Source organism: Pseudomonas sp. Irchel s3b2 (assembly GCF_900187445.1).
Classification (GTDB): Bacteria; Pseudomonadota; Gammaproteobacteria; order Pseudomonadales; family Pseudomonadaceae; genus Aquipseudomonas.
On record NZ_FYEB01000003.1, the window covers coordinates 77,184 to 99,803 of the forward strand.

Genomic DNA, 22,620 nt, shown 5'->3' on the forward strand with positions numbered 1-22,620 from the left:
CAGTTGTGGATAAGGTTCTGAACTTCCAACAAGGCCGCGTGCCGCTGCTGATCAGCATGCCCCACGCTGGCCTGCGCCTGACTCCGGCGGTCGAAGCCGGGTTGATCCCCGACGCGAAAAGCCTGCCGGACACCGATTGGCACATCCCAAGGCTTTACGAATTCGCCGCCGAGCTGGGCGCCAGCACTCTGGCAGCCGAGTACTCGCGGTTTGTCATCGATTTGAACCGACCGTCCGACGACAAGCCTTTATATGTCGGCGCCACCACCGGTCTGTATCCGGCGACACTGTTCGACGGTATTCCATTGTTCCGCGAAGGGCTGGAACCATCGGCGGCAGAACGAGCGACTTATCTGGAGCAGATCTGGACGCCTTATCACCGGACCTTGCAGGAGGAACTGGCACGGCTGAAAGCCGAATTCGGCTACGCGCTGCTATTCGATGCGCACTCGATCCGCTCGATCATCCCGCACCTGTTTGACGGCAAATTGCCTGACTTCAACCTCGGCACCTTCAATGGCGCCAGTTGCGATCCACAATTGGCCAGCCAACTGGAAGCCATCTGCGCACGGCATGGCGATTACAGCCATGTGCTGAACGGTCGCTTCAAGGGCGGGCACATCACCCGGCATTACGGCAACCCGGCCGAGAACATCCATGCCGTGCAACTGGAGTTGGGTCAGTGCACGTACATGGAAGAGTTCGAGCCATTCCGCTATCGCCCGGACCTGGCGGCGCCGACGCAAGTAGTGCTCAGGGAATTGCTGCAAGGGTTGTTGGCGTGGGGGCAGCGACAGTATTTGAAGTGACAAGGGAGCTGTGCAGTCGCTTGTTTGTTCTGCGCACGGTTGCGCCACGATGTAGCTGATTCAATGTTCAAAGGGCTGCCTAAAATAGGTAGTCCTTTGAACATGGCGGGTAACAATATACTGGAAGCTGCTCTTGTCTGGGGGGGCAATAAAGTCTCGACTTATTAGCCCTTTAATGCACAGGAATATACTTCCGTGACCGGGGCGCGCGAAGTTGCATATTTGGCTTTTAGTTTGCTTTTTGCGTCGTCTTCTGAGGAAGCTTGAATATCCATTTTGATTTTTTGCGACTTGGTGGGATCTGTTTCTTGGCTCATTGTAAAGCTACAGCTATATGTCTGATCTCCAGCAAAGGCGTGAGCGGGCAGTGCACAGAGGTAGATCAATGCCAGCGACCCGAGGCAGTGTTTGAATGATTTGGTATTGAAGTTCATCGCTATATCCTTATAGAAGTATCGGTTTGAAGTTCTATTTATCTCTTTTTGTTGATGGGGGTCAACTGTCATATCTGATAGGTCTAAATGGTTTTTATAGTTGTTTTCAGTTGATGGCTTTTTCTTGTGCGATTTTAATTATTTGGGCTGCCGGTTATAAATACCAGCAGCTCGCCCGGGGGCAACAGCGTTACAAAAGCATGAGATCAAAAGATCGCAGCCTGCGGCAGCTCCTACATGGGGTTTTCGGTGCGCGCATATCCTGCGTTGGAATACGCTCCTGTAGGAGCTGCCGCAGGCTGCGATCTTTTCGGGCTGTCGCCACTGTGCAAATCTCGGTCGCCACAGTTCACTTTTACCCTCTCGACGCTGCGTAATGTTCTGGGCACGGTGCATGAAGACACCGGCCCTCACAATAATCTGCCGCACGAGACTCTCCCGATGAAAAGACTGTTCACCCGCTGTCTCTCAATCCTCTGCGGCACGGCTCTTCTGAGCACCAGCGTTCTGGCCGGTGACGACCCATCCTGCAAGACCGTACGCATGGGCGTGGTCAACTGGACCGATGTGATCGCCACCAGTGGCATGGCTGACGTGTTGCTCAACGGCCTTGGCTACGAAAGCAAGCAAACCAGCGCGGTGCAGCAAATCATCTTTGCCGGCATCCGCGACAAACGCCTCGATATCTTCCTCGGTTACTGGAAACCGGCGATGGACAAAAACATCGCGCCGTTCGTGGCCGCCAATCAAGTGAAGGTCATGGACAAACCGAGCCTGGCCGACGCCCAAGCGACGCTCGCCGTGCCTGACTACGTGGCTGCCGCCGGCCTGAAAACCTTCGCTGACATCGCCAGATTCAAGGACCGGCTCGGCGGCAAGATCTACGGCATCGAGCCGGGCAGCGGTGCTAACACCACGATCAAAACCATGATCGAGACCAATCACTTTGGCCTGAAGGACTTCAAGCTGATCGAGTCCGGTGAGGCCGGCATGCTCGCCGCCGTGCAGCGGGCGGTCAATCGCAAGGAGTTCGTGGTGTTCGTCGGCTGGACCCCGCATCCGATGAACATCAACATGAACATCGCCTACCTGACCGGCAGCGAAGACGTCTACGGGCCGAACGAAGGCGCGGCGACCGTTTCCACCGTGACTGCACCGGACTATGCCGAGCGCTGCCCGAACGTGAACCGCCTGCTGGAAAACCTGACCTTTACCGCTGCCCAGGAAAGCCAGTTGATGGTGCCGATCATGGCGCGCAAGACGCCACAGGATGTCGCCAGGCAATGGCTGCGTGATCATCCGGAAGATCTTCAGCGCTGGCTGGCGGGTGTCAGCAGTTTTGATGGGAAGGAGGGTGTGGCAACCGTTCAGGCCAGTTTGAAAAACTGATCACCATTTCTTCGCAAAGTACGCTGTCTGTGGCGAGGGAGCTTGCTCCCGCTCGGCGGCGAAGCCGTCGTAAACCCACCTGGTCGGGTGTATCTGATAAACCTCGGTCGAGTGGTTTGGGGGCTGCTACGCAGCCCAGCGGGAGCAAGCTCCCTCGCCACAGACTGAGTTCCAATCCCCAACCGTTTACTGACTGGCTACAGACTCATGGCTCCTTATCCACTCTCTGAACAGATGACGGCTTTCGTCGAGAAAACCCTCAGCTTCAACAGCGCCGACAGCAGCCTCACCGGTTTGCGTCAGGCCTACAGCGAGATGTGCCGGGCGTTCACCCCGCCGCGTCCTGCGAGGCTTGAGGTGGTCGATTTCGAATTGGCGGGCGTCGCGGTACGTTCCTGGCAACCGCCGGTCACGCCACCGACCAACGGTTGGCCGTGCATTGTGTATCTGCATGGCGGTGGTTGGGTGGTGGGCGATCTGGATTCCCACGCCTTCATCTGCGCCGAATTGGCGTCGGTGCTCGGGATGCTGGTGATCGCCATCGATTATCGGTTGGCACCGGAGCACCCGTTCCCGGCGGCGTTCGATGACTGCCTGAGTGTCTGGCGCGCACTGCGCACAGGACCGTTTCAGCTCGACCCTACGCGGACGCTGGTGGCGGGCGACAGCGCTGGCGGCAACCTCGCCGCTGCGTTGTGTCTCGCTTTGCGCGATGCAGACGAGCCAATGCCGTGCGCGCAAGTTCTGATCTATCCGGGGCTGGGCGGCGATCGCCGATTGCCGTCGCGCCGTGAATGCGCCGACGCACCATTGCTCAGCAGCAGCGATCTGGATTGTTATCACGCATTGTATTTAAGCGGTGCCCGACAACCGGGTGCTTATGCGATGCCCTTGCTCGCCGGCGACGTCAGCGGTCTGCCACCGGCGTGGATCGCCGTGGCGCAGTTCGACCCGTTGCGCGATGACGGCATGCTTTACGCTGAGCGACTCACCGCAGCAGGCGTGGACGCAATCCTTTATTACGGAGAGGGGCTGGTTCACGGCTGTTTGCGGGCGCGGGGGCAGGTCGCCGAGGTCGACCGACTCTATGAAATCCTGTTCGGCTATTTGGCTGAAAAAACGGGCTGACAAACTCTGACGCTGCAGGGGCATGCTCATTGAAGTAATTCGGGTTTATGATGCCGGACGGCAGAATAATAGAAGTCCCTACAGGGATGACCTCGACCCCTTACGGAGCGCGCAATGCAGACTTTGTACCCGCAGATCAAACCCCACGCCCGGCACGATCTGGCCGTCGATAAAACCCACACGCTGTATGTCGACGAAAGCGGTTCGCCGGAAGGTTTGCCGGTGGTGTTCATCCACGGCGGCCCCGGCGCCGGGTGTGATGCCCAGAGCCGCCGGTATTTCGATCCGAACCTGTATCGCATTGTCACCTTCGACCAGCGTGGTTGCGGTCGCTCCACGCCCCACGCCAGCCTGGAAAACAACACCACCTGGGATCTGGTCGCCGACCTCGAGCGGATTCGCAAGCATCTGGGCATCGACAAATGGGTGCTGTTCGGCGGCTCCTGGGGTTCGACCCTGGCCCTGGCCTACGCGCAAACCCATCCGGAGCGCGTGCACGGTTTGATTCTGCGCGGAATTTTTCTCTGCCGTCCCCAGGAAATCGAGTGGTTCTATCAGTGTGGCGCCAGTCGCCTGTTTCCCGATTACTGGCAGGACTACATTGCGCCGATCCCGCAGGACGAACGCCACGACTTGCTCTCGGCGTTCCACAAACGCCTGGTCGGCAACGATCAGATCGCCCAGATGCACGCGGCCAAGGCCTGGTCCATGTGGGAAGGCCGCACCGCCACCCTGCGGCCGAATCCGCTGGTGGTCGACCGCTTCTCCGAGCCTCAGCGTGCGTTGTCCATCGCCCGTATCGAGTGCCACTACTTCACCAACAATGCTTTCCTCGAGCCGAACCAACTGATTCGTGACATGGGCAAGATCGCCCACCTGCCCGGCGTTATCGTCCATGGTCGTTACGATGTGATCTGTCCGCTGGACAACGCTTGGGAACTGCATCAAGCCTGGCCGAACAGCGAATTGCAGGTGATTCGCGACGCAGGCCATGCGGCGTCCGAATCGGGTATCACCGATGCCTTGGTGCGCGCCGCTGATCAGATGGCCCGTCGTATGCTCAACTTGTCGCCTGACGAAGCATGAAGGGCCTGCTGCAACGCGTGCGTGGCGCGCGAGTCGAGGTGGCGGGAGAGGTGGTTGGCGCAATAGATCAGGGGTTACTGGTGCTGGTAGCGGTCGAGCCCGACGATACTCGGGCCAGCGCCGACAAACTTCTGCATAAACTGCTTAACTATCGAGTATTCAGTGACGCCGAGGGCAAGATGAACCTGTCTTTGGCGGACGTAGGCGGCGGGTTGCTGCTGGTCTCGCAGTTCACCTTGGCCGCCGACACCAAAAACGGGTTGCGCCCCAGTTTTTCGACTGCGGCTCCTCCTGCTTTGGGCGAGGAGCTGTTCGACTATCTATTGGGTAAAGCGAAACAGGTGCATGGCACTGTGGCATCAGGTAGATTCGGCGCGGATATGCAGGTGCATCTGGTCAATGATGGCCCGGTAACCTTCCTGTTACAGACGTGAAAGCGCTTGAAACATCTTTTTAAGTGCATTTCGACTGTAAACAGAAGCTTTTCCCGATAAATACTTGGTTCCCCCTGATGCGTTGTAACGCGGCCTACTAGATAATCGCGCGCTACGGGGATCGGCGTTCGTTGGTCCGTTTTGACTTAGGTAGAGACTTGTCCGGGACCTGTTGGGGAATCATTTTGCCCCATAGGAGTCGGAATAATGCTCGCCAACTTGGCAAGAGTCGTTCGCAGGGTCGGTTTTTTTCCACCGCACACCGTGCTGGCACTTTAACTGGCCGTTGGTTTTTTGATCTGTTTTCGGCGAGGGTTGCTCGTGATTGTTAGTCCCTGTAATGCACCAAAATTGTCTGCCAAACGGTTTCGAAGCGCTCTGGTAGCAGGCTCTGCACTGCTCTGCCTGTTCAGCGCCGGCCAGCTTTGGGCATTCAATCTGGATGACGTATCGGTCAAGGCAAAAGAGCTGGCCGGGCAAAAATACGAAGCCCCGCGCAGTAACCTGCCGAATGAATTTCGCGAGATGAAATTCGCGGATTATCAAAAAATTCGGTTCCTCACTGAAAAAGCCGAATGGGCGAACCAGAAAACCCCATTCAAGCTGTCGTTCTATCACCAGGGCATGCACTTCGATACGCCGGTGAAAATCAACGAAATCACGGCCAACACCGTCGAAGAGATCAAATACGACCCAAGTCGTTTCGATTTCGGCGACGTGAAATTCGATCCTAAAGCCACCGAACAACTGGGTTATGCCGGTTTCCGTGTGTTGTACCCGATCAACAAGGCCGATAAGCAAGACGAAATCATGACCATGCTTGGCGCGAGTTATTTCCGCGTTATCGGCAAAGGTCACACCTATGGCTTGTCCGCTCGCGGCATGGCCATCGATACCGCACTGCCGTCCGGCGAAGAGTTCCCGCGCTTCACCGAGTTCTGGATTCAACAGCCGAAGCCGGGTGACAAGCACCTGGTCATCTTCGCCCTGCTGGATTCGCCACGCGCCACCGGTGCCTACCGCCTGACCCTGCGTCCGGGCAGTGACACGGTTGTCGACGTCAAGGCCAGGATGTTCCTGCGTGACAAGGTCACCAAGCTTGGCGTTGCGCCGCTGACCAGCATGTTCCTGTTCGGTGCCAACCAGCCGTCGAAAGTGCTGAACTACCGTCGCGAACTGCACGACTCCAGTGGCCTGTCGATTCATGCTGGCAACGGCGAATGGATCTGGCGTCCACTGAACAATCCGAAACACCTGTCCGTGAGTAACTTCTCGATCGAGAACCCGCGCGGTTTCGGCTTGCTGCAACGTGGTCGTGACTTCAGTCACTACGAAGACCTCGATGACCGCTACGACAAGCGCCCAAGTGCCTGGATCGAACCGAAAGGCGATTGGGGCAAAGGCTCCGTCGATCTGGTAGAGATTCCTACCGCCGACGAAACCAACGACAATATCGTCGCTTTCTGGAGCCCGGAAAAACTGCCTGAGCCTGGTCAGTCCCTGGACGTTGCATACCGCATGCACTGGACCATCGACGAAGCCTCCCTGCATTCGCCGGACAGCGCCTGGGTTCAACAGACCCTGCGTTCCACGGGTGACGTCAAGCAGTCGAACCTGATTCGTCAGCCGGACGGCAGCGTGGCCTATCTGGTGGATTTCGAAGGTCCGTCCCTGCAAGTCCTGCCGGAAAATGCTGAAGTACGCAGCCAGGTGAGCGTTGGCGACAACGCAGAGCTGGTCGAGAACAGCGTCCGTTACAACCCTGAAACCAAGGGCTGGCGCTTGACCCTGCGGATGAAGATCAAGGATCCGAGCAAATCCACCGAGATGCGTGCAGCGCTGGTCAAGACCATCACGCCTGCCGAGGCGCTCAAGACCGCGGCACCAGCGTCCAGTTCTTCCGTTGCCAAGGCCGACAAGATCGCCGCCAAACAGCAGGAGAAGAAGGACAAGGAAGCCAAGCAGGCTGAAGCACAAGCCCAAGCCCAAGCCCAGCAAGTCAAGGACACCAAGGACAAGGACAACAAAGACGCCAAGCAGCCTGTCGCTGCCGAAGCGGCCCCAGCCACAACGGAATCGGCACCGACTGAACAAGTCCTGACCGAGACCTGGAGCTATCAGTTGCCCGCCGATGAGTAATTCACACGTACAGCCACAATCGCTTGCCGAGTATCTGGCGCATTTGCCGATGAGCGACGAGCAGCGCGCGGAACTCGCGGGCTGCAAGTCTTTCAGTGAACTGCACGAACGTCTGTCGTCCTCGACGTTCGACGCGCCGATGGAGGCTGCTCAAGCCTCTGTCGGCCGGCGCCTGACCCTGAACACCGCCGAAGAACTGGCGGATGCGGAAATGCTGGTGCTCGACGCCAGTGGTCGGGTTTGCCTCAAGGCAACCCCGCCGATCCGTCGGACCAAAGTCGTGCCCGAGCCGTGGCGCACCAACATTCTGGTGCGTGGCTGGCGTCGGCTTACCGGTCGCACCAATCCGCCGGCTCCGCCGAAGGATGAGAACGTGCTGCCAGCGGCTCGCTGGCGCACCGTCGGTTCGATCCGCCGCTACATTTTGCTGGTGCTGATGCTCGGTCAGACGATCGTCGCCGGCTGGTACATGAAAGGCATCATGCCGTACCAGGGCTGGTCGTTCGTCGATCTTGAAGAAGTCCTGCATCAACCTCTGACCCAAACCGCCACGCAAGTGCTGCCCTATGCCTTGCAAACCAGCATTCTGATTATGTTCGGGATTCTGTTCTGCTGGGTCTCGGCCGGTTTCTGGACCGCGCTGATGGGCTTCCTCGAGTTGATCACTGGCCGTGACAAGTACCGCATTTCCGGCGCCAGCGCCGGCAACGAGCCGATCGCCAAGGACGCACGCACCGCACTGGTGATGCCGATCTGCAACGAAGACGTGCCGCGGGTGTTTGCCGGTTTGCGGGCGACCTTCGAATCGGTTGCGGCCTCGGGTAACCTGGATCGCTTCGACTTTTTCGTACTCAGCGACAGTAACGACGCCGATATCTGCGTTGCCGAACAACAGGCCTGGCTGGACGTCTGCCGTGAGGCCAAGGGCTTCGGCAAGATCTTCTATCGCCGCCGTCGCCGCCGCGTGAAACGTAAAAGCGGCAACCTCGACGACTTCTGTCGTCGTTGGGGCGGTGACTACAAGTACATGGTCGTGCTCGACGCCGACAGCGTGATGAGCGGCGAATGCCTGAGCAGTCTGGTGCGCTTGATGGAAGCCACGCCGGACGCGGGGATCATCCAGACTGCGCCGCGTGCGTCGGGCATGGACACGCTTTATGCGCGTATGCAGCAGTTCGCCACGCGTGTGTACGGTCCGCTGTTCACTGCCGGTCTGCACTTCTGGCAGTTGGGCGAATCCCACTACTGGGGTCACAACGCGATTATCCGCATGAAGCCGTTCATCGAGCACTGCGCCCTGGCGCCGTTGCCTGGTAAAGGCGCGTTTGCCGGTGCGATTCTGTCCCACGACTTCGTCGAAGCTGCGCTGATGCGTCGTGCCGGCTGGGGCGTATGGATTGCCTATGACTTGCCGGGCAGCTACGAAGAACTGCCACCGAACCTGCTGGACGAACTCAAGCGTGACCGTCGCTGGTGCCACGGCAACCTGATGAACTTCCGGCTGTTCCTGGTCAAGGGCATGCACCCGGTGCACCGTGCAGTGTTCCTGACCGGCGTGATGTCGTACCTGTCGGCGCCGTTGTGGTTCTTGTTCCTGGTGTTGTCGACGGCCTTGCTGGCGGTCAACACGCTGATGGAGCCGCAATACTTCCTGGAACCGCGTCAGCTTTATCCGCTATGGCCACAATGGCAGCCGGACAAGGCCATTGCGCTGTTCTCGACGACCATTGTGCTGCTGTTCCTGCCGAAGCTGTTGAGCATCATCCTGATCTGGACCAAGGGCGCGAAAGAGTTCGGTGGCAAGTTCAAGGTGACGCTGTCGATGTTGCTGGAGATGTTGTTCTCCATGCTGCTGGCGCCGGTGCGGATGATCTTCCACACCCGTTTCGTACTCGCCGCATTCCTCGGCTGGGCCGCGACCTGGAACTCGCCACAACGTGACGACGACTCCACACCGTGGAGCGAAGCGGTCAAACGCCACGGTCCGCAAACCTTGCTGGGCTTCTTCTGGGCTCTATTGGTGATCTGGCTGAACCCGAGCTTCCTCTGGTGGCTGGTGCCGATTGTCGGTTCGCTGATGCTGTCGATCCCGGTATCGGTGATCTCCAGCCGTGTCGGTCTGGGTCTGAAGTCCCGTGACGAGAGCCTGTTCCTCATTCCTGAGGAATACAATCCGCCACAGGCCTTGCTGGCGACCGATCAGTACACCCACGAAAACCGTTGGCATGCGCTGAACGACGGCTTCGTCCGGTCGGTGGTCGATCCTCAGCAGAACGCTTTGGCGTGTGCGCTGGCGACTTCCCGTCACCGTCAGGCCGAGCCGATCGAATGGCTGCGTATCGAGCGGGTTCGCCATGCGATGAAGGTCGGGCCTGCCGGGCTGACCAACAACGAGCGCGTTGCCCTGCTGAGTGATCCGGTGGCACTGGGTCGTTTGCATGAACAGGTCTGGAACGAAGGCCACGCCGAGTGGCTGCAAGCCTGGCGCACATCGGTGGATGCCGATCCCCATGCACCGCTGTTGCCGCTCAAGCCTGTGAGCGTGCAGCCTCAGTTGGCCTAATGAAAAACCCCGCGAAAGCGGGGTTTTTTTGTGATGATCTAACTGAGCACAACTTTCTTGTTCGGCGCGAACGCTGGGGAGCGGGCTTGCCCGCGATGGCATCACCCCGGTTTCAAGCGAGCCGGGATAGCCGCATCAGCTCAAACCTTGAACCGCCCCACCAGCATCTGCAAATGCGTCCCCAACCGCGCTAGCTCAATGCTGGAGGCCGCAGTCTCTTCACTGGCTGCCGAGGTCTGCTCGGACACATCCCGCACATTCAGCACACTGCGGTTGATCTCCTCAGCCACGGCGCTTTGCTGTTCGGCAGCGGCGGCGATCTGCTGATTCATCGACTGAATTGCTGACACGGTGCGGGTGATGCTGCCCAACGAGCTGCCCGCGCGGCGGGTCAGTTCGACGCTGCTGTCGGTCAGGCTGCGGCTGTTGTCCATGATGGTCGCGACTTGCTGAGTGCCGGTTTGCAGGCCGACGATCAACTCTTCGATTTCTTCGGTGGACTTCTGGGTGCGCTGGGCCAGGCTGCGGACCTCGTCGGCGACCACCGCGAAACCGCGACCGGCTTCACCGGCGCGAGCGGCTTCGATGGCGGCATTGAGCGCCAGCAGGTTGGTTTGCTGGGCCACGGACTTGATTACGTCGAGCACGCTGCCGATCTTATCGCTTTCGCGCTTCAGATCGCCCATGGCGACGGTGGAGTTGCCGACCTCAAGGGCCAGGCGCTCGATCTGGGCGATAGCTTCGCCAACCACCCTGTCACCTTCGCGGGCCTGCTGGTCGGCGGCGACGGCGGCTTCGGACGCTTCCTCGGCGTTGCGCGCGACTTCTTGCACAGTGGCGGTCATTTCGTGCATGGCGGTAGCCACCTGATCGGTCTCGACCTTCTGGCTGTTGACCCCGGCGCTGGTCTGCTCGGTGACGGCAGACAGTTCTTCAGCGGCGCTGGCGATTTGTGTTACGCCATCGCTGATGCCTCCGATCAAATCCCGCAGGCCCTGGGTCATGCTCTGCATCGCGCGCTGTAGCTGGCCCAGTTCGTCCTGGCGTTCGGAGGTCAGGTTGTGGGTCAGGTCGCCCGAGGCGACACGCTCGGCCACTTTGAGGGTCTGGCTCAGGGGAATGATGATTTGACGGGTGATGGCCCAAGCCGCGAACAAACCAAAGGCCGATGCCAGGACGGTGGCCATCAGCAGCAGATTCTTGGCGTGTGCTGCATCATTGTCACGCACGACGGTTTGCGAGGCGGTGAGCTTTTTGCTGACGTCCAACAGAATATCGCCTTGCGCGCTCATGCGTTTCAAGGCGGCCGCGCTGGCGACCTGGGAGTCGCGGAACTGGCTGACGGCCGCGCGGTAAGCTTTGAGCGAATCGGTCGCCTGTTGCAGGTTGGCGATGTGTTGTTCCGGCAGTTGAGACGGCAGGCTCTCGAGGTTTTTCAGGGCGTTGCCGATGGCGTCCAGCGCTGGCTGCTCGGCTTCCGGCTTGCCGCTGTAGGTGTAGCCGCGTACCTGGAAGCGCGCTTGCTGGATCAGCTTGCTCAGGTCGATCACGCTATTGAACTGAGCGACGCTGTCGCCTTGCAGCAGGGATTTTTCGACTTCAGCAACCCGGGCCACGGCGTTATCGGCGGTGGCACCCAGTTTGCTGCGAGCATCCTCGCGGTTGGCGGTGGCCTGAGTCATATCAGCGAAGGCGCGCTTGTACTCGCTGACCGCGGCCAATTGCTGGTCGACCATTGCCACGTCGCCAGGTTGTTCGAGCAATGTACGGGCGGTTTTCAGGCCAGTATCGAGTTGACCGATCAGCTCGTTGACCGCGCCCGGGCCTTGTTCGCCTCGGCGCATGTCGTAACCCACACGGGCGAGGCGCAGGTCTTTGGTCAGCTCATTGAGGCTGGAAATAAACCCAAGCGTATCGCCACGGCTGATCACACCGCTCAGACCGGTCCAGCCGGTGAAGGTGATCAACAAGGTCAGAAGCAGCACCAGACCGAAGCCGATACCCAGTTTGCGATTGACGCTTACGTTTCCCAGTTTCTCGGCTAGCCAACGGTACATGCTGCAACTCCCCTCGGAACCATTAATTGGTTTTATGGGGGCTGTATCGGCCGGCTGGCGGGGATCTGTAGGGGAGTAACTATTTGTGGCGAGGGTGTTTGACGTTAAAACAGTCGCGAGAGCAGCGCAGTGACGGCGGTTTCTACCCGCAGGATGCGGTCGCCGAGTTGCACCGGTTGCAGGCCGGCCTTGCCCAGCAAATCGATTTCGTAGGGAATCCAGCCGCCTTCAGGGCCGATGGCCAGAGTCACCGGTTCGTCCAGGCCACGAGGGCAGGGCGGATAGTTGCCCGGATGACCGACCAGGCCGAGGGTGCCTTCGGTAATGGCTGGCAGACGGTCTTCGACAAAGGGTTTGAAGCGCTTTTCGATGACGATCTCCGGCAGCACGCTGTCCCGGGCTTGTTCAAGACCCAGGATCAATTGCTCGCGAATCGCCTCGGGTTCCAGGAACGGGGTTTGCCAGAAGCTCTTCTCGACGCGATAGCTGTTCACCAGCACGATGCGCGGCACACCCATGGCGGCCACGGTCTGAAACACCCGACGGAGCATTTTCGGTCGCGGCAGGGCGAGCACCAACGTCAGTGGCAGCTTGGCCGGTGGCGGCTGGTCGAGGGTGATGCGTAACTCGGCTTCATCGACGTCCAGACGCAGCACCTCGGCTGTGCCCATCAGTCCGCCAATACGCCCGACGCGCATGCTGTCACCGACTTCGCAGCGGTGGACTTCCTGCATATGAGTCAACCGACGATCGCGCAGGATCGCCCGGTCGGCCGCAATGAAATCGGCCTCTTCGAGGAGCAGCAGGTTCACGCTTGAGTCGCTGGCGGCTGGTCGTTGTGATCGTCAGCCGGCTGATCGTCTGGGTGTTCGCCGCGCTTGCTGATCAGGCTGCCGAACAGGATGCCGATTTCGAACAGCAACCACATCGGAACGGCCAACAACGTTTGCGAGAAGATGTCCGGCGGCGTCAGGATCATGCCGACCACGAAGCAGCCGATGATCACGTACGGACGAATCTTCTTCAGGTAGGCGACGTTGACCACGCCGATCCATACCAGCAGCACCACGGCTACCGGAATCTCGAACGCCACGCCGAAGGCGAAGAACAGCGTCATGACGAAATCGAGGTAGCTGCTGATGTCGGTCATCATCTCCACGCCGGCCGGGGTGGCGGCGGCGAAGAACTTGAAGATCAGCGGGAACACCAGGTAATAGGCGAACGCCATGCCGGCGTAGAACAGCATGATGCTCGATACCAGCAACGGCACCGCGATGCGCTTCTCATGCTTGTACAGGCCCGGCGCAATAAAGCCCCAGATCTGATGCAGGATCACCGGGATCGCCAGGAACAGCGAGACCATCATGGTCAGTTTCAGCGGAGTCAGGAACGGCGACGACACGTCGGTGGCGATCATCGTCGCGCCGGCCGGCAGGTACTGGCGCAGCGGCGTGGAGACGAAGGTGTAGATCTGCTGGGTGAAGGCGAACAGCCCGGCAAAAATGATGAACACCGCCACGACACAACGCAGCAGGCGAGTGCGCAACTCGGTGAGGTGCGAAACCAGCGGCATGTGCTGGTCGTTTTCGGGGAGATCGCTCATGGGGCTCGCGGCGGCAAAGTGGTGTCGTGAGGCGCCGGTGTTGTCGGCGCGGCGGCAGGAGCAACAGTTTCTACTGAAGGTGCAGGTTCAGCGGCTGCAGCCACCGGCATAGCCTCAGCCGCTGGCGCATGAATAGTCTGCGTCGCGACAGGTTCCACCGGCGTCGGCTCCTGCTGAGTCGGCGTGAAGATCTTCCGCGCCTCCTGCTCCAGGGACAGAATGTGCTCGTTGTGCAGTTGCCGGCGGATCTCGTCGGCACCGATTTCACGTTCAACTTCCTGTTTGATCGCGTTGAAGCTGCGCTTCAGCCGCCCGACCCACAGGCCGGCGGTGCGCGCAGCGCCCGGCAGACGCTCGGGGCCCAACACCAGCAAGGCAACGAGGCCGACGAGCAGCAGTTCAGAGAAGCTGATACCAAACATTAGTCAGTGCTCACGAGTCTTTGCGGGTCGGCTCTTCGACTTTTTGCGCCTGCACGTCGATGGTGTGCGGCGGGTTCACGGACTGTGTGGTCTGTGGCTGAACAGGTGGAACCGGTTGGGCCGGGGTAACAGTCGGGTCAACCGGCTTGTCTTCGTCGTTCATGGCTTTACGAAAGCCCTTGATCGACTCGCCCACGTCAGTGCCGAGGTTTTTCAGTTTCTTGGTGCCGAACACCAGCACCACGACAACCAGGATGACGACCCAGTGTTTCCAGTCAAAAATGCCCATGTTGCGTTCCTCTCAATAATTGTTCAGGCGGACGGGCGAGAGGCTTTCTCGGCGTGTCCGGACAGACCGAAGCGACGGTCCAGTTCATCGAGCACAGCCTGTGGATGCTGCCCCAGCTGGGCGAGCATGACCATGCTGTGGAACCACAAATCGGCGGTCTCGTAGATCACATCGCTGCAGTCACCGCTGATGGCGGCATCCTTGGCGGCAATGATGGTTTCGACCGACTCTTCGCCGACTTTTTCCAGAATCTTGTTCAAGCCCTTGTGGTACAGACTGGCGACATACGAGCTGTCGGCAGCGGCGCCTTTGCGCTCTTCCAGCACTTGAGCCAGACGGGTCAAAGTGTCACTCATGTGTGTGTCCTGCGGAATAGATAGCGTGTGGGTCTTTCAGAACCGGGTCGACGGTTTTCCAGTCGCCGTTTTCGAAGACGCGATAGAAGCAGCTCTGACGACCGGTATGGCAGGCGATGTCGCCGATCTGCTCAACCGTCAGGATGATCACGTCGGCATCACAGTCCAGGCGCATCTCATGCAGGGTTTGCACGTGGCCGGACTCTTCGCCCTTGCGCCACAGCTTGCCACGGGAACGTGACCAGTAAATGGCACGGTTTTCGGCGGCGGTCAGTGCCAGCGCTTCGCGGTTCATCCAGGCCATCATCAGCACGCGTCCGGTCTTGTGATCCTGGGCAATCGCCGGCACCAGGCCATCGGCGTCCCACTTGATCTCGTCCAGCCAGTTTTTCATCTTCGACTCCGACAGCGGGCTCTACTTCAATAGCTGAGCCCAGGCGTTGAAACAGTGTGCCAGCGTGCGGCGCGACTGGCTATCGGCGAACGACCAGATACAAGCCGACCGCCACCATGATTCCGGCGGGCCAGTGACCCAGTTCGTTCAGCGGGCCACCGGCGGCGAGTATCGTGCCACCTGCCAGGTGAGCAGTGCCGAGCAACCGCAAAAACCAGTCATCCTTGCGCTTGTGCCAAGGGGGCGACGGGTCGTTGGCGTGGGGCTGGGACATGCGCTCGAGCAGGTCGCGGGCCATGTTGGCCAGATGCGGGATCTGCTCGAACTGGCTCTGCACGTTGCCTAATAAGGCTTTGGGGCTGACGCGCTCGCGCATCCAGCGTTCGAGGAACGGCTGGGCGGTGTTCCACAGATCGAGGTCCGGGTACAGCTGACGGCCCAGGCCTTCGATGTTCAACAGGGTTTTTTGCAGTAAGACCAACTGCGGCTGCACTTCCATGTTGAAGCGTCGCGCGGTCTGGAACAGGCGCATCAGCACCTGGCCGAACGAAATATCTTTTAACGGTTTTTCGAAGATCGGCTCGCACACGGTACGGATCGCTGCTTCGAATTCGTTGAGTTTGGTTTCCGCCGGCACCCAGCCCGAATCGATGTGCAGCTGCGCGACACGTCGGTAATCACGCTTGAAGAACGCGAACAGGTTGCGCGCCAGATAGTCCTGGTCTTCCGGGGTCAGGCTGCCGACGATGCCGCAGTCGATCGCAATGTACTGCGGGCTCCACGGTTGCACGGTGCTGACAAAGATGTTGCCGGGGTGCATGTCGGCGTGGAAGAAGCTGTCGCGGAACACCTGGGTGAAGAAGATCTCCACGCCACGCTCGGCGAGCATTTTCATGTCGGTGCGCTGGTCGGCCAGGGTCGCGAGGTCGGTGACCTGTATCCCGTAGATGCGCTCCATCACCAGCACTTTCGGCCGGCACCAGTCCCAATAGACTTGCGGCACGTACAGCAATGGCGAACCGTCAAAGTTGCGCTTCAACTGGCTGGCATTGGCCGCCTCGCGCAACAGGTCAAGTTCGTCGTAGATGGTTTTTTCGTAGTCGCTGACCACGTCCACCGGGTGCAGCAGGCGCGCGTCGGCCGAGAGTTTCTCCGCGGCGCGAGCGAGGATGAACAGCCACGCCAAGTCTTGGGCAATGATCGGTTTCAGGCCCGGGCGGATCACTTTGACGACGACTTCTTCACCGGTTTTCAGCTGCGCGGCATGTACTTGCGCCACCGAGGCTGAGGCCAGCGGTTCGACGTCGAAACGGCTGAAGACTTCACTGATCTTTTTGCCGAGCTGCTCTTCGATCAGCCGGATCGATACTTGCGAGTCGAACGGCGGCACGCGGTCCTGCAGCTTCATCAGTTCATCGGCGATGTCTTCGGGCAGCAGGTCGCGGCGGGTCGAAAGAATCTGGCCGAACTTGATGAAAATCGGCCCCAGGTCCTGCAACGCCAGGCGCAGTCGCGCGCCACGGCTCAGGTCCAGCGTCTTGCGCGGAAACCAGCGCCACGGCAAGGCGTAGCGCAGCGCCAGCAGAAACCAGGGCAGTGGCAGGGCGAACAGCAAGTCATCGAGGCGGTAGCGAATCACAACGCGCTGGATGCGTAACAAACGGCGGACGGCAAGCAGCTTCATGCGTTATCGCTTGGGTCTAGGGATCGGGAAAGGCGCTCGAAACGCGCCTCGAGACGTTCCAGATCGAGCTTGATCTGGTCCAGTTCATTGAAACGGGCTTCAGCTTCGCGCAGACCGACGAGGGTGCGCGATTCCTCGGCCAGGTATTCGCCCAGGTTCTGGTTCAGGCTGGCGAACCCTTGCTGGTACCAGCGTGCGCGACTGCGCAGGTGACCGCCGACCAGTTGCGTGGCCACAGGTCCGAGCCAGCGCGAGAGTTCGTACTCCCAGTCCAGTTCGAGGTCCTGAAGAATCGCAGCCAATTCCAGCAGTACGCCACTGTCGCCGTCGAGTTCGACTTCCGGGGCATGCAGAACCGAAGTCTTGTCGTTACTCGTCGCCAGTTTCAGCAGGCTTGAGGCCGGTGCGCGCAAGGTGCAGTCGGCACCGGTTTCCCACTGGGAAGCGAGCATCAGGCCTTCATCGCTGGGCAGTATGAACAGTTGCAGCGCCGGGCTGCGGCAGTCAACGGCAATCACCTTGCCACTCAAATGCGCCAGCCGCGGCAGCGCCGTGCTGTCGAGACGCAGCACCCGGTTCAGGCCGAGCTCAACGCTGGCAAGCAGGCCGGCCAGCAACATCAGGGCTTGATGCCGCGGTGCAAGGCGACGATGCCTGCGGTCATGTTGTGATAGGTCACGCGGTCAAAACCGGCCTCGACCATCATCGACTTCAGGGTTTCCTGGTTCGGGTGCATGCGGATCGATTCGGCCAGGTAGCGATAGCTTTCCGAATCATTGGTGATCAGCTTGCCCATCAACGGCATGAAGGCGAACGAATAGGCGTCGTAGGCTTTGGACATCAGCGCGTTGGTCGGTTTGGAGAATTCCAGCACCAGCAAACGGCCGCCCGGTTTCAGCACGCGCAGCATCGAGCGCAGGGCATCTTCTTTATGCGTCACGTTGCGCAGACCGAAAGCAATGGTCACGCAATCGAAATGGTTGTCCGGGAACGGCAGCTTTTCAGCATCGGCCTGGACGAATTCGACGTTGCCGGACACACCCAGATCCAGCAGGCGGTCACGACCGACCTTGAGCATGGATTCGTTGATGTCGGCCAACACTACCTGACCAGTTGGTCCCACAAGATGCGAGAACTTGCGGGTCAGGTCGCCAGTGCCGCCGGCGATGTCCAGCACGCGGTTACCTGTGCGCACGCCTGACAGCTCGATCGCGAAGCGCTTCCACAGACGGTGCATACCGCCCGACAGGAGGTCGTTCATCAGGTCGTACTTGGCGGCAACCGAGTGGAAAACCTCAGCGACTTTTTCCGCTTTCTGGCTTTCCGGAACGTTTTTGAAGCCGAAGTGAGTGGTGGGTTCGGCATCGCTGCCTTTGCGCTGATCAGTCATATCGCTGTCACCAAAAGAGAATGCGGGACATTCTAATCCCGGTAGCCTGCTTTGTCTTGGCAAGGCTGAAGGTAAGATAGGCAACCACCGGGACGTTTTGACGCAGCTACGGTCAAGATTCTCAGGAAGTATTCATAAAGCAGGAGTCATTCGATGGCCCGTATTAGTGTTGAACGTGCCCACGGCCTGGGTAAGGAAGCGGCCCGCGAGAAGGCCGACCAGTTGGCGCAGAAACTGTCCGAACAATATGGCCTGGAGCCGCAGTGGTCCGGCGACACCCTGAACCTCCGACGCTCGGGTGTAAAAGGGGCGGTGCATGTGGGTGAGGATTCGATCAAGGTCGATGTCGAACTGGGCCTGTTGATGTCCGCCATGAGCGGCACCATCAAATCGGAAATCGAAAGGGCTCTGGATAAAGCGTTGGCGTGATCCATTCTTTCTGTGGAATGAGAACCCTGTAGGAGCGGGCTTGCCCGCGAAGACGATATTCCTGCCGCAGGAGATTTTGCGGATGTACTGGCCTCTTCGCGGGCAAGTCGGATCGCCGCACCGCCGCTCCCCAGGTTCGGTGGAATGGCCATTTGTTTATGTCAGTTGTTAGGGTGCCGTTTCTAATTATTCTCACTACTTTGTGCCTGAGCCCGACTCTCTGCGGGCAGTTCCTCGACCCTTCTGCGCGTGAGGTGCACCATGGCCAAAGTTATTTTGAAGAAAAAAGTCGACGTTGAAACTAACGCTCTGGGCGACGTCAAATCGTATGCCCGCAAGATCTGGCTCGCTGGTCTGGGTGCTTACACCAAGGTCGGCCAAGAGGGTAGCGAGTACGTTCAAGAGCTGATCAAGGCTGGTCAAGCTGTTGAAAAGAAAGGAAAAAAAGTAGTAACTGAAAAGCTTGAAGCGGCCAATGCCGAGATCGATGAAGCCAAGAGTGAAGTGAGCACTTTCAAAGGCAAAGTCGAACTTCAACTCGACAAAGTTGAAAGGGCTTTCGATACACGTATCGCAAGTGCCTTGAATCGTATCGGCATTCCGTCTAAACATGACGTGGAGACACTCTCTGCTAAGCTCGATGAGCTGACGGCATTGCTCGAACGTGTCGCGCGTAAATCTTAAGGAGAACGGGATGGCTGGCAAAAAGACTACTGAAAAAGAAGGCAGCTCGTGGATCGGGAAGGTCGAAGACTACTCCCGCAAGATCTGGCTGGCTGGTTTAGGCGTGTACTCGAAGATTGACACTGACGGCAGCAAACTCTTCGATGCATTGGTCAAGGACGGCGAGAAAGCCGAGAAGCTCACCAAGAGCGCTGTCGGCAAAAAAGTCGATGCCGCCAAGGACTCCGCTTCGTCGGCCAAGTCGCGCATCAGCGGCGTGAAAGATCGCGCACTGGGCAAATGGGATGAGCTGGAAGGGGCTTTCGACAAGCGTCTGAACAGCGCCATTTCGCGCCTGGGTGTACCGAGCCGCAATGAGGTAAAAGCGCTGCACAGCAAGGTCGATACCCTGACCAAGCAAATCGAAAAACTCACCGGTGCCAAGGTTGCGCCTGTTGCGGCGAAAACCGCGGCGGCCAAACCAGCAGCCAAGAGCGCTGCCAAACCATTGGCCAAGGCTACCGCTAAACCGGCAGCCAAAACTGCAGCGGCGAAACCTGCTGCCAAAGCGGCTGCTAAACCTGCAGCTAAAACCGCAGCGGCCAAACCGGCTGCCGCGAAGAAGCCAGCAGTGAAAAAACCGGCAGCCCCGAAAGCGGCCGCCCCGAAACCAGCAGCGGCTGCCGCCAAACCGGCAACCCCGGTCAGCACGGCGAACTCCGCCACTGCGCCGACCCCTGCTGTAACCCCGACTATCGCGCCGGCTCCGTCGACGCCAACCAGTCAGTCCTGATGATCGTTCCCACGCTCCGCGTGGGAATGCCTCACCGGACGCTCCGCGTCCATTGCGGCGGTGACGCAGAACGTCACCGGCTGCATTCCCACGCGGAGCATGGGAACGATCACGCCCGGCCTGCGAAGGTCGGGCGTTTTTGTTAGTGCATGCATTCTGGAGAACACTGAAGACCCACTGTGTCAGTCGTGCTCTTCGAGGTACTGCAATGCCAACCGCTCGGTCGCGATTTTTACCGGCGGCAGCAAATGCGGCGCAACCAGCATCATGATCTGATACACCACCAGCCTCACTTCACCTTCACGGTCGAGAATCCGCTGATAGTCCAGCGAGAACAGCAACGTCATGGTGATTTGTTCCACCAGCTGCCCCAGCGCCTGGGTGTCACTGACCAACTGACCTTGAGCTTTCAACTGCGCCAGCAATGACGCCAGTGTGCGCTTCAACGCATTGAGCAGGTTGCGTATCCCCTTGGCCAGTTTCGGCAGGCGGCCGGCAAGGTTCGACAGGTCCTGGAACAGAAACCGGTAGTGGGCCAGGCGTTCGACGATCAGGTGCAGGAACAGCCAATAATCATCGGGCGCCAATTCCACATCGGACGGTGGATCGAGCAAGGGCGTCAGCTCGGCCTGGAAACGCTCGAACAGACCGAGGATCAGCGGTTCCTTGCCGTGGAAGTGGTAATAGAGGTTGCCCGGGCTGATGCCCATTTCGTTGGCCACTTCCATGGTGGACACATTCGGTTCGCCCTTCTGATTGAACAACTGCAGGGCACATTCGAGAATCCGGTCGCGGGTTTTCATCCAGTCTTCTTAATGGTCGAGTCATGCCACGGCCATTGGCGGCCGTGGTTCGTTGAACGTCAGCGCACGCGCACGTAAGTACCGGGTGCCGCCTCCATCGGTGGATAGTTCTGGTTGCCGAGGGCCATCTGGGTTTCGTGTTGTGCGCCGGAGCGTTCCTGAATCCAGCCCAGCCATTGCGTCCACCAACTGCCGTCGACGCGTTTGGCGTCGTAATACCAGGCTCGCGGATCGCTGCTCAGTTTCGGATTCTCGACGTAGTTGGCTTTCGGATTATTGGGCGGGTTGAGAATGCTCTGCACATGACCGCTGTTGGACAGCACGAAGCGCCGCTCGCCACCCAGCAGCAATGTCGAGCGATACACCGCATCCCATGGGGTGATGTGATCATTCATGCCTGCCACGCTGAAACTGTCGACGGTGACTTTCTGCAGGTCGATCGGTGTGCCGCACACTTCCAGTCCGCCCGGATGACTCAGTGGGTTGTGTTTGAAGAAGTCCAGCAGGTCGCCATGAAATGCTGCCGGCAGGCGCGTGTTGTCATTGTTCCAGTAGAGGATGTCGAACGCCGGCGGCTCCTTGCCCAGCAGGTAATTATTGATGAAGTAATTCCAGATCAAGTCGTTGGGACGCATCCAGGCAAACACCCTGGCCATGTCGCGACCCTCCAGAACACCCTTCTGATACGAGCGGCGCTTGGCCGCTTCCAGCGTCTGTTCGTCGGCGAAGAGGGTGGCCGGGCTGTCTATCTGACTGTCGAGCAAACTGACCAGGTAGGTCGCGCTGGATACCCGCCGTAACTGTCGTTTGGCTTGCAAGTGCCCTTGCAGCGCGGCAATGGTCAGCCCGCCGGCACAGGCCCCCATCAGATTGACCTCGCGAGCGCCAGTGATTGCCCGGCACACATTCATCGCTTCTTCGGCGGCTTCTACGTAAGAGGACAACCCCCATTCGCGATGACGCACATCAGGATTGCGCCAACTGATCACGAAGGTCTGCAAGCCGTTTTTAAGGGCGAACTGGACGAAGCTGTTGCCGGGGCTCAAGTCGAAAATGTAGTACTTGTTGATCTGTGGCGGCACGATCAACAACGGTTTGGAATACTGCTTTTCGCTCATTGGCTTGTACTGGATCAGCTCCAGCAGCTCATTGCGAAACACCACGGAGCCGGTGGTGGTGGCGACCGTTTTGCCTACCTCGAACGCTTGTTTGGTGACTTGTCTGGGCAGGCCATCGTTGTGCATAAGGTCGTCGAGCAAATGGCCGACACCCCGTACCAGGCTGCTGCCACCGGAGTTGAAAATTTCCTTGATCGCCAACGGATTGAGCAGAGTATTGGACGGCGCCACGGCGTCGTTGATCAAGGCAAAGGCGAAGTGGGCGCGGGCGCGATCGTCCGGGCTCATGTTGCTTTCGTCGATCCAGTTTTTGATCTCTTTCTGCCAACTCAGATAAGCCTGCAAGCTGCGGCGATAAAAAGGATTGAGGCTCCACGTCGGATCGGCAAAGCGACTGTCTTGCGGGTTGATCGGGTGCAGGGTTTCACCCAGCAGTATGCGGCCCAACTGACCACCCAGCTTCAAGGCATGCCGGGCCGTGTACACCGGGTTGCGCAGGCCGTGGGTGGCCAGGCTGCGCAAGGTCGAAAGCAGGTCCCGGCCGCGCAGACCGGTAACCGCATTCTGTGCATTGATGAATGCAGCGGGAGTGGGCAAAGAGCCCTTCGCTGGTTTGTCGCGCATGAGTTAACACTCC

The 22,620-nt window shown here is 59.2% G+C and carries 23 protein-coding genes and 1 pseudogene; 10 read left to right on the forward strand and 14 right to left on the reverse strand.

All coding sequences use genetic code 11. The features are described 5' to 3' along the window. Positions 1-5 precede the first annotated feature (5 nt). Positions 6-809, forward strand: coding sequence for an N-formylglutamate deformylase (gene hutG, locus CKW20_RS09940; RefSeq protein ID WP_095052763.1), 804 nt, complete (start codon positions 6-8; stop codon positions 807-809). A gap of 164 nt (positions 810-973) precedes the next feature. Here hutG and CKW20_RS09945 read toward each other — a convergent pair whose 3' ends face one another. Next, positions 974-1,243: a hypothetical protein gene (locus tag CKW20_RS09945; protein ID WP_095052764.1), complete on the reverse strand. Its 270-nt coding sequence runs from the start codon at positions 1,241-1,243 to the stop codon at positions 974-976. A 441-nt stretch (positions 1,244-1,684) separates the two neighbouring features. On the opposite strand from CKW20_RS09945, the gene CKW20_RS09950 reads away from it, so the two are divergent. The 6 genes from CKW20_RS09950 (at position 1,685) to mdoH (ending at position 9,982) form a co-directional block, all read left to right on the forward strand. Beyond that, positions 1,685-2,632, forward strand: a complete 948-nt coding sequence (locus tag CKW20_RS09950; protein WP_095052765.1) for a choline ABC transporter substrate-binding protein — start codon at positions 1,685-1,687, stop codon at positions 2,630-2,632. Positions 2,633-2,839: 207 nt separating this feature from the next. After that, entirely contained in the window at positions 2,840-3,760 is a 921-nt protein-coding gene (locus CKW20_RS09955; protein ID WP_095052766.1) for an alpha/beta hydrolase, read from the forward strand. Between the two features lie 114 nt (positions 3,761-3,874). Continuing rightward, complete coding sequence (pip, locus tag CKW20_RS09960) at positions 3,875-4,846, forward strand: prolyl aminopeptidase (RefSeq protein WP_095052767.1); 972 nt, start codon at positions 3,875-3,877, stop codon at positions 4,844-4,846. Then, the gene (dtd, locus tag CKW20_RS09965) at positions 4,843-5,280 is read left to right on the forward strand and encodes a D-aminoacyl-tRNA deacylase (protein ID WP_007899295.1); all 438 of its coding nucleotides are present in this window, start codon (positions 4,843-4,845) and stop codon (positions 5,278-5,280) included. Before pip ends, dtd begins: the two co-directional genes overlap by 4 nt. A gap of 321 nt (positions 5,281-5,601) precedes the next feature. Further along, on the forward strand, positions 5,602-7,419 hold the full coding sequence (locus CKW20_RS09970; protein ID WP_095052768.1) for a glucan biosynthesis protein G: 1,818 nt from the start codon (positions 5,602-5,604) through the stop codon (positions 7,417-7,419). Further along, on the forward strand, positions 7,412-9,982 hold the full coding sequence (gene mdoH, locus CKW20_RS09975; RefSeq protein ID WP_095052769.1) for a glucans biosynthesis glucosyltransferase MdoH: 2,571 nt from the start codon (positions 7,412-7,414) through the stop codon (positions 9,980-9,982). Before CKW20_RS09970 ends, mdoH begins: the two co-directional genes overlap by 8 nt. Positions 9,983-10,122: 140 nt before the next feature. Here the strand turns inward: mdoH and CKW20_RS30125 are convergent, their stop codons facing one another. From CKW20_RS30125 to ubiE, 11 genes and pseudogenes are all read right to left on the reverse strand, one after another. Further along, positions 10,123-10,995, reverse strand: coding sequence for a methyl-accepting chemotaxis protein (locus CKW20_RS30125; protein WP_371857419.1), 873 nt, complete (start codon positions 10,993-10,995; stop codon positions 10,123-10,125). Then, a pseudogene (locus CKW20_RS30130) lies at positions 10,978-12,039 on the reverse strand (methyl-accepting chemotaxis protein); the annotation flags it as partial. The gene CKW20_RS30125 and the pseudogene CKW20_RS30130, both read right to left, overlap by 18 nt. 104 nt (positions 12,040-12,143) lie before the next feature. Next, a complete protein-coding gene (locus CKW20_RS09985) occupies positions 12,144-12,851 on the reverse strand; it encodes a 16S rRNA (uracil(1498)-N(3))-methyltransferase (RefSeq protein WP_095052771.1) in 708 nt (235 codons plus the stop codon). Then, positions 12,848-13,642 carry a twin-arginine translocase subunit TatC gene (tatC, locus tag CKW20_RS09990; protein WP_095052772.1) on the reverse strand — a complete coding sequence of 265 codons (795 nt, stop codon included), beginning with the start codon at positions 13,640-13,642 and terminating at the stop codon, positions 12,848-12,850. The genes CKW20_RS09985 and tatC overlap by 4 nt, the downstream gene beginning before the upstream one ends. After that, positions 13,639-14,064 carry a Sec-independent protein translocase protein TatB gene (gene tatB / locus CKW20_RS09995; RefSeq protein WP_095052773.1) on the reverse strand — a complete coding sequence of 142 codons (426 nt, stop codon included), beginning with the start codon at positions 14,062-14,064 and terminating at the stop codon, positions 13,639-13,641. The genes tatC and tatB overlap by 4 nt, the downstream gene beginning before the upstream one ends. A gap of 10 nt (positions 14,065-14,074) precedes the next feature. Continuing rightward, entirely contained in the window at positions 14,075-14,353 is a 279-nt protein-coding gene (locus CKW20_RS10000) for a twin-arginine translocase TatA/TatE family subunit (protein WP_038978593.1), read from the reverse strand. Between the two features lie 23 nt (positions 14,354-14,376). Then, complete coding sequence (locus tag CKW20_RS10005) at positions 14,377-14,709, reverse strand: phosphoribosyl-ATP diphosphatase (RefSeq protein WP_007899279.1); 333 nt, start codon at positions 14,707-14,709, stop codon at positions 14,377-14,379. Beyond that, positions 14,702-15,103: a phosphoribosyl-AMP cyclohydrolase gene (gene hisI / locus CKW20_RS10010; protein ID WP_095052774.1), complete on the reverse strand. Its 402-nt coding sequence runs from the start codon at positions 15,101-15,103 to the stop codon at positions 14,702-14,704. Before hisI ends, CKW20_RS10005 begins: the two co-directional genes overlap by 8 nt. Before the next feature lie 79 nt (positions 15,104-15,182). Continuing rightward, a complete protein-coding gene (gene ubiB / locus CKW20_RS10015; protein ID WP_095052775.1) occupies positions 15,183-16,787 on the reverse strand; it encodes a ubiquinone biosynthesis regulatory protein kinase UbiB in 1,605 nt (534 codons plus the stop codon). Next, a complete protein-coding gene (locus CKW20_RS10020; protein ID WP_095052776.1) occupies positions 16,784-17,407 on the reverse strand; it encodes an SCP2 domain-containing protein in 624 nt (207 codons plus the stop codon). The genes ubiB and CKW20_RS10020 overlap by 4 nt, the downstream gene beginning before the upstream one ends. Continuing rightward, positions 17,407-18,177 carry a bifunctional demethylmenaquinone methyltransferase/2-methoxy-6-polyprenyl-1,4-benzoquinol methylase UbiE gene (gene ubiE, locus CKW20_RS10025; RefSeq protein WP_008005057.1) on the reverse strand — a complete coding sequence of 257 codons (771 nt, stop codon included), beginning with the start codon at positions 18,175-18,177 and terminating at the stop codon, positions 17,407-17,409. The genes CKW20_RS10020 and ubiE overlap by 1 nt, the downstream gene beginning before the upstream one ends. Before the next feature lie 153 nt (positions 18,178-18,330). Between ubiE and CKW20_RS10030 the strand changes: the two genes are divergently transcribed. From CKW20_RS10030 to CKW20_RS10040, 3 genes are all read left to right on the forward strand, one after another. After that, positions 18,331-18,606 (forward strand): polyhydroxyalkanoic acid system family protein, encoded by a 276-nt coding sequence (locus CKW20_RS10030; RefSeq protein ID WP_095052777.1) that lies wholly within the window; start codon positions 18,331-18,333, stop codon positions 18,604-18,606. 261 nt (positions 18,607-18,867) lie between these two features. Then, the gene (locus tag CKW20_RS10035; protein WP_007899266.1) at positions 18,868-19,290 is read left to right on the forward strand and encodes a phasin family protein; all 423 of its coding nucleotides are present in this window, start codon (positions 18,868-18,870) and stop codon (positions 19,288-19,290) included. Between the two features lie 10 nt (positions 19,291-19,300). After that, on the forward strand, positions 19,301-20,062 hold the full coding sequence (locus CKW20_RS10040) for a phasin family protein (protein ID WP_095052778.1): 762 nt from the start codon (positions 19,301-19,303) through the stop codon (positions 20,060-20,062). Between the two features lie 182 nt (positions 20,063-20,244). Here CKW20_RS10040 and CKW20_RS10045 read toward each other — a convergent pair whose 3' ends face one another. Continuing rightward, entirely contained in the window at positions 20,245-20,865 is a 621-nt protein-coding gene (locus tag CKW20_RS10045; protein WP_095052779.1) for a TetR/AcrR family transcriptional regulator, read from the reverse strand. Between the two features lie 59 nt (positions 20,866-20,924). Next, positions 20,925-22,607, reverse strand: a complete 1,683-nt coding sequence (gene phaC, locus CKW20_RS10050) for a class II poly(R)-hydroxyalkanoic acid synthase (protein ID WP_095052780.1) — start codon at positions 22,605-22,607, stop codon at positions 20,925-20,927. Between the last annotated feature and the right edge of the window lie 13 nt (positions 22,608-22,620).

Coding starts and splice junctions, on each gene's coding strand:
- CKW20_RS09950 (WP_095052765.1), top strand. CDS start 1,685: ATGAAAAGACTGTTCACCCGCTGTCTCTCAATCCTCTGCGGCACGGCT.
- CKW20_RS10040 (WP_095052778.1), top strand. CDS start 19,301: ATGGCTGGCAAAAAGACTACTGAAAAAGAAGGCAGCTCGTGGATCGGG.
- ubiE (WP_008005057.1), bottom strand. CDS start 18,177: ATGACTGATCAGCGCAAAGGCAGCGATGCCGAACCCACCACTCACTTC.
- CKW20_RS10020 (WP_095052776.1), bottom strand. CDS start 17,407: ATGTTGCTGGCCGGCCTGCTTGCCAGCGTTGAGCTCGGCCTGAACCGG.
- mdoH (WP_095052769.1), top strand. CDS start 7,412: ATGAGTAATTCACACGTACAGCCACAATCGCTTGCCGAGTATCTGGCG.
- pip (WP_095052767.1), top strand. CDS start 3,875: ATGCAGACTTTGTACCCGCAGATCAAACCCCACGCCCGGCACGATCTG.
- tatB (WP_095052773.1), bottom strand. CDS start 14,064: ATGTTTGGTATCAGCTTCTCTGAACTGCTGCTCGTCGGCCTCGTTGCC.
- phaC (WP_095052780.1), bottom strand. CDS start 22,607: ATGCGCGACAAACCAGCGAAGGGCTCTTTGCCCACTCCCGCTGCATTC.
- CKW20_RS10030 (WP_095052777.1), top strand. CDS start 18,331: ATGGCCCGTATTAGTGTTGAACGTGCCCACGGCCTGGGTAAGGAAGCG.
- CKW20_RS10005 (WP_007899279.1), bottom strand. CDS start 14,709: ATGAGTGACACTTTGACCCGTCTGGCTCAAGTGCTGGAAGAGCGCAAA.
- CKW20_RS10035 (WP_007899266.1), top strand. CDS start 18,868: ATGGCCAAAGTTATTTTGAAGAAAAAAGTCGACGTTGAAACTAACGCT.
- dtd (WP_007899295.1), top strand. CDS start 4,843: ATGAAGGGCCTGCTGCAACGCGTGCGTGGCGCGCGAGTCGAGGTGGCG.
- CKW20_RS09955 (WP_095052766.1), top strand. CDS start 2,840: ATGGCTCCTTATCCACTCTCTGAACAGATGACGGCTTTCGTCGAGAAA.
- CKW20_RS30125 (WP_371857419.1), bottom strand. CDS start 10,995: ATGCAGAGCATGACCCAGGGCCTGCGGGATTTGATCGGAGGCATCAGC.
- CKW20_RS10000 (WP_038978593.1), bottom strand. CDS start 14,353: ATGGGCATTTTTGACTGGAAACACTGGGTCGTCATCCTGGTTGTCGTG.
- CKW20_RS10045 (WP_095052779.1), bottom strand. CDS start 20,865: ATGAAAACCCGCGACCGGATTCTCGAATGTGCCCTGCAGTTGTTCAAT.
- CKW20_RS09945 (WP_095052764.1), bottom strand. CDS start 1,243: ATGAACTTCAATACCAAATCATTCAAACACTGCCTCGGGTCGCTGGCA.
- tatC (WP_095052772.1), bottom strand. CDS start 13,642: ATGAGCGATCTCCCCGAAAACGACCAGCACATGCCGCTGGTTTCGCAC.
- hisI (WP_095052774.1), bottom strand. CDS start 15,103: ATGAAAAACTGGCTGGACGAGATCAAGTGGGACGCCGATGGCCTGGTG.
- ubiB (WP_095052775.1), bottom strand. CDS start 16,787: ATGAAGCTGCTTGCCGTCCGCCGTTTGTTACGCATCCAGCGCGTTGTG.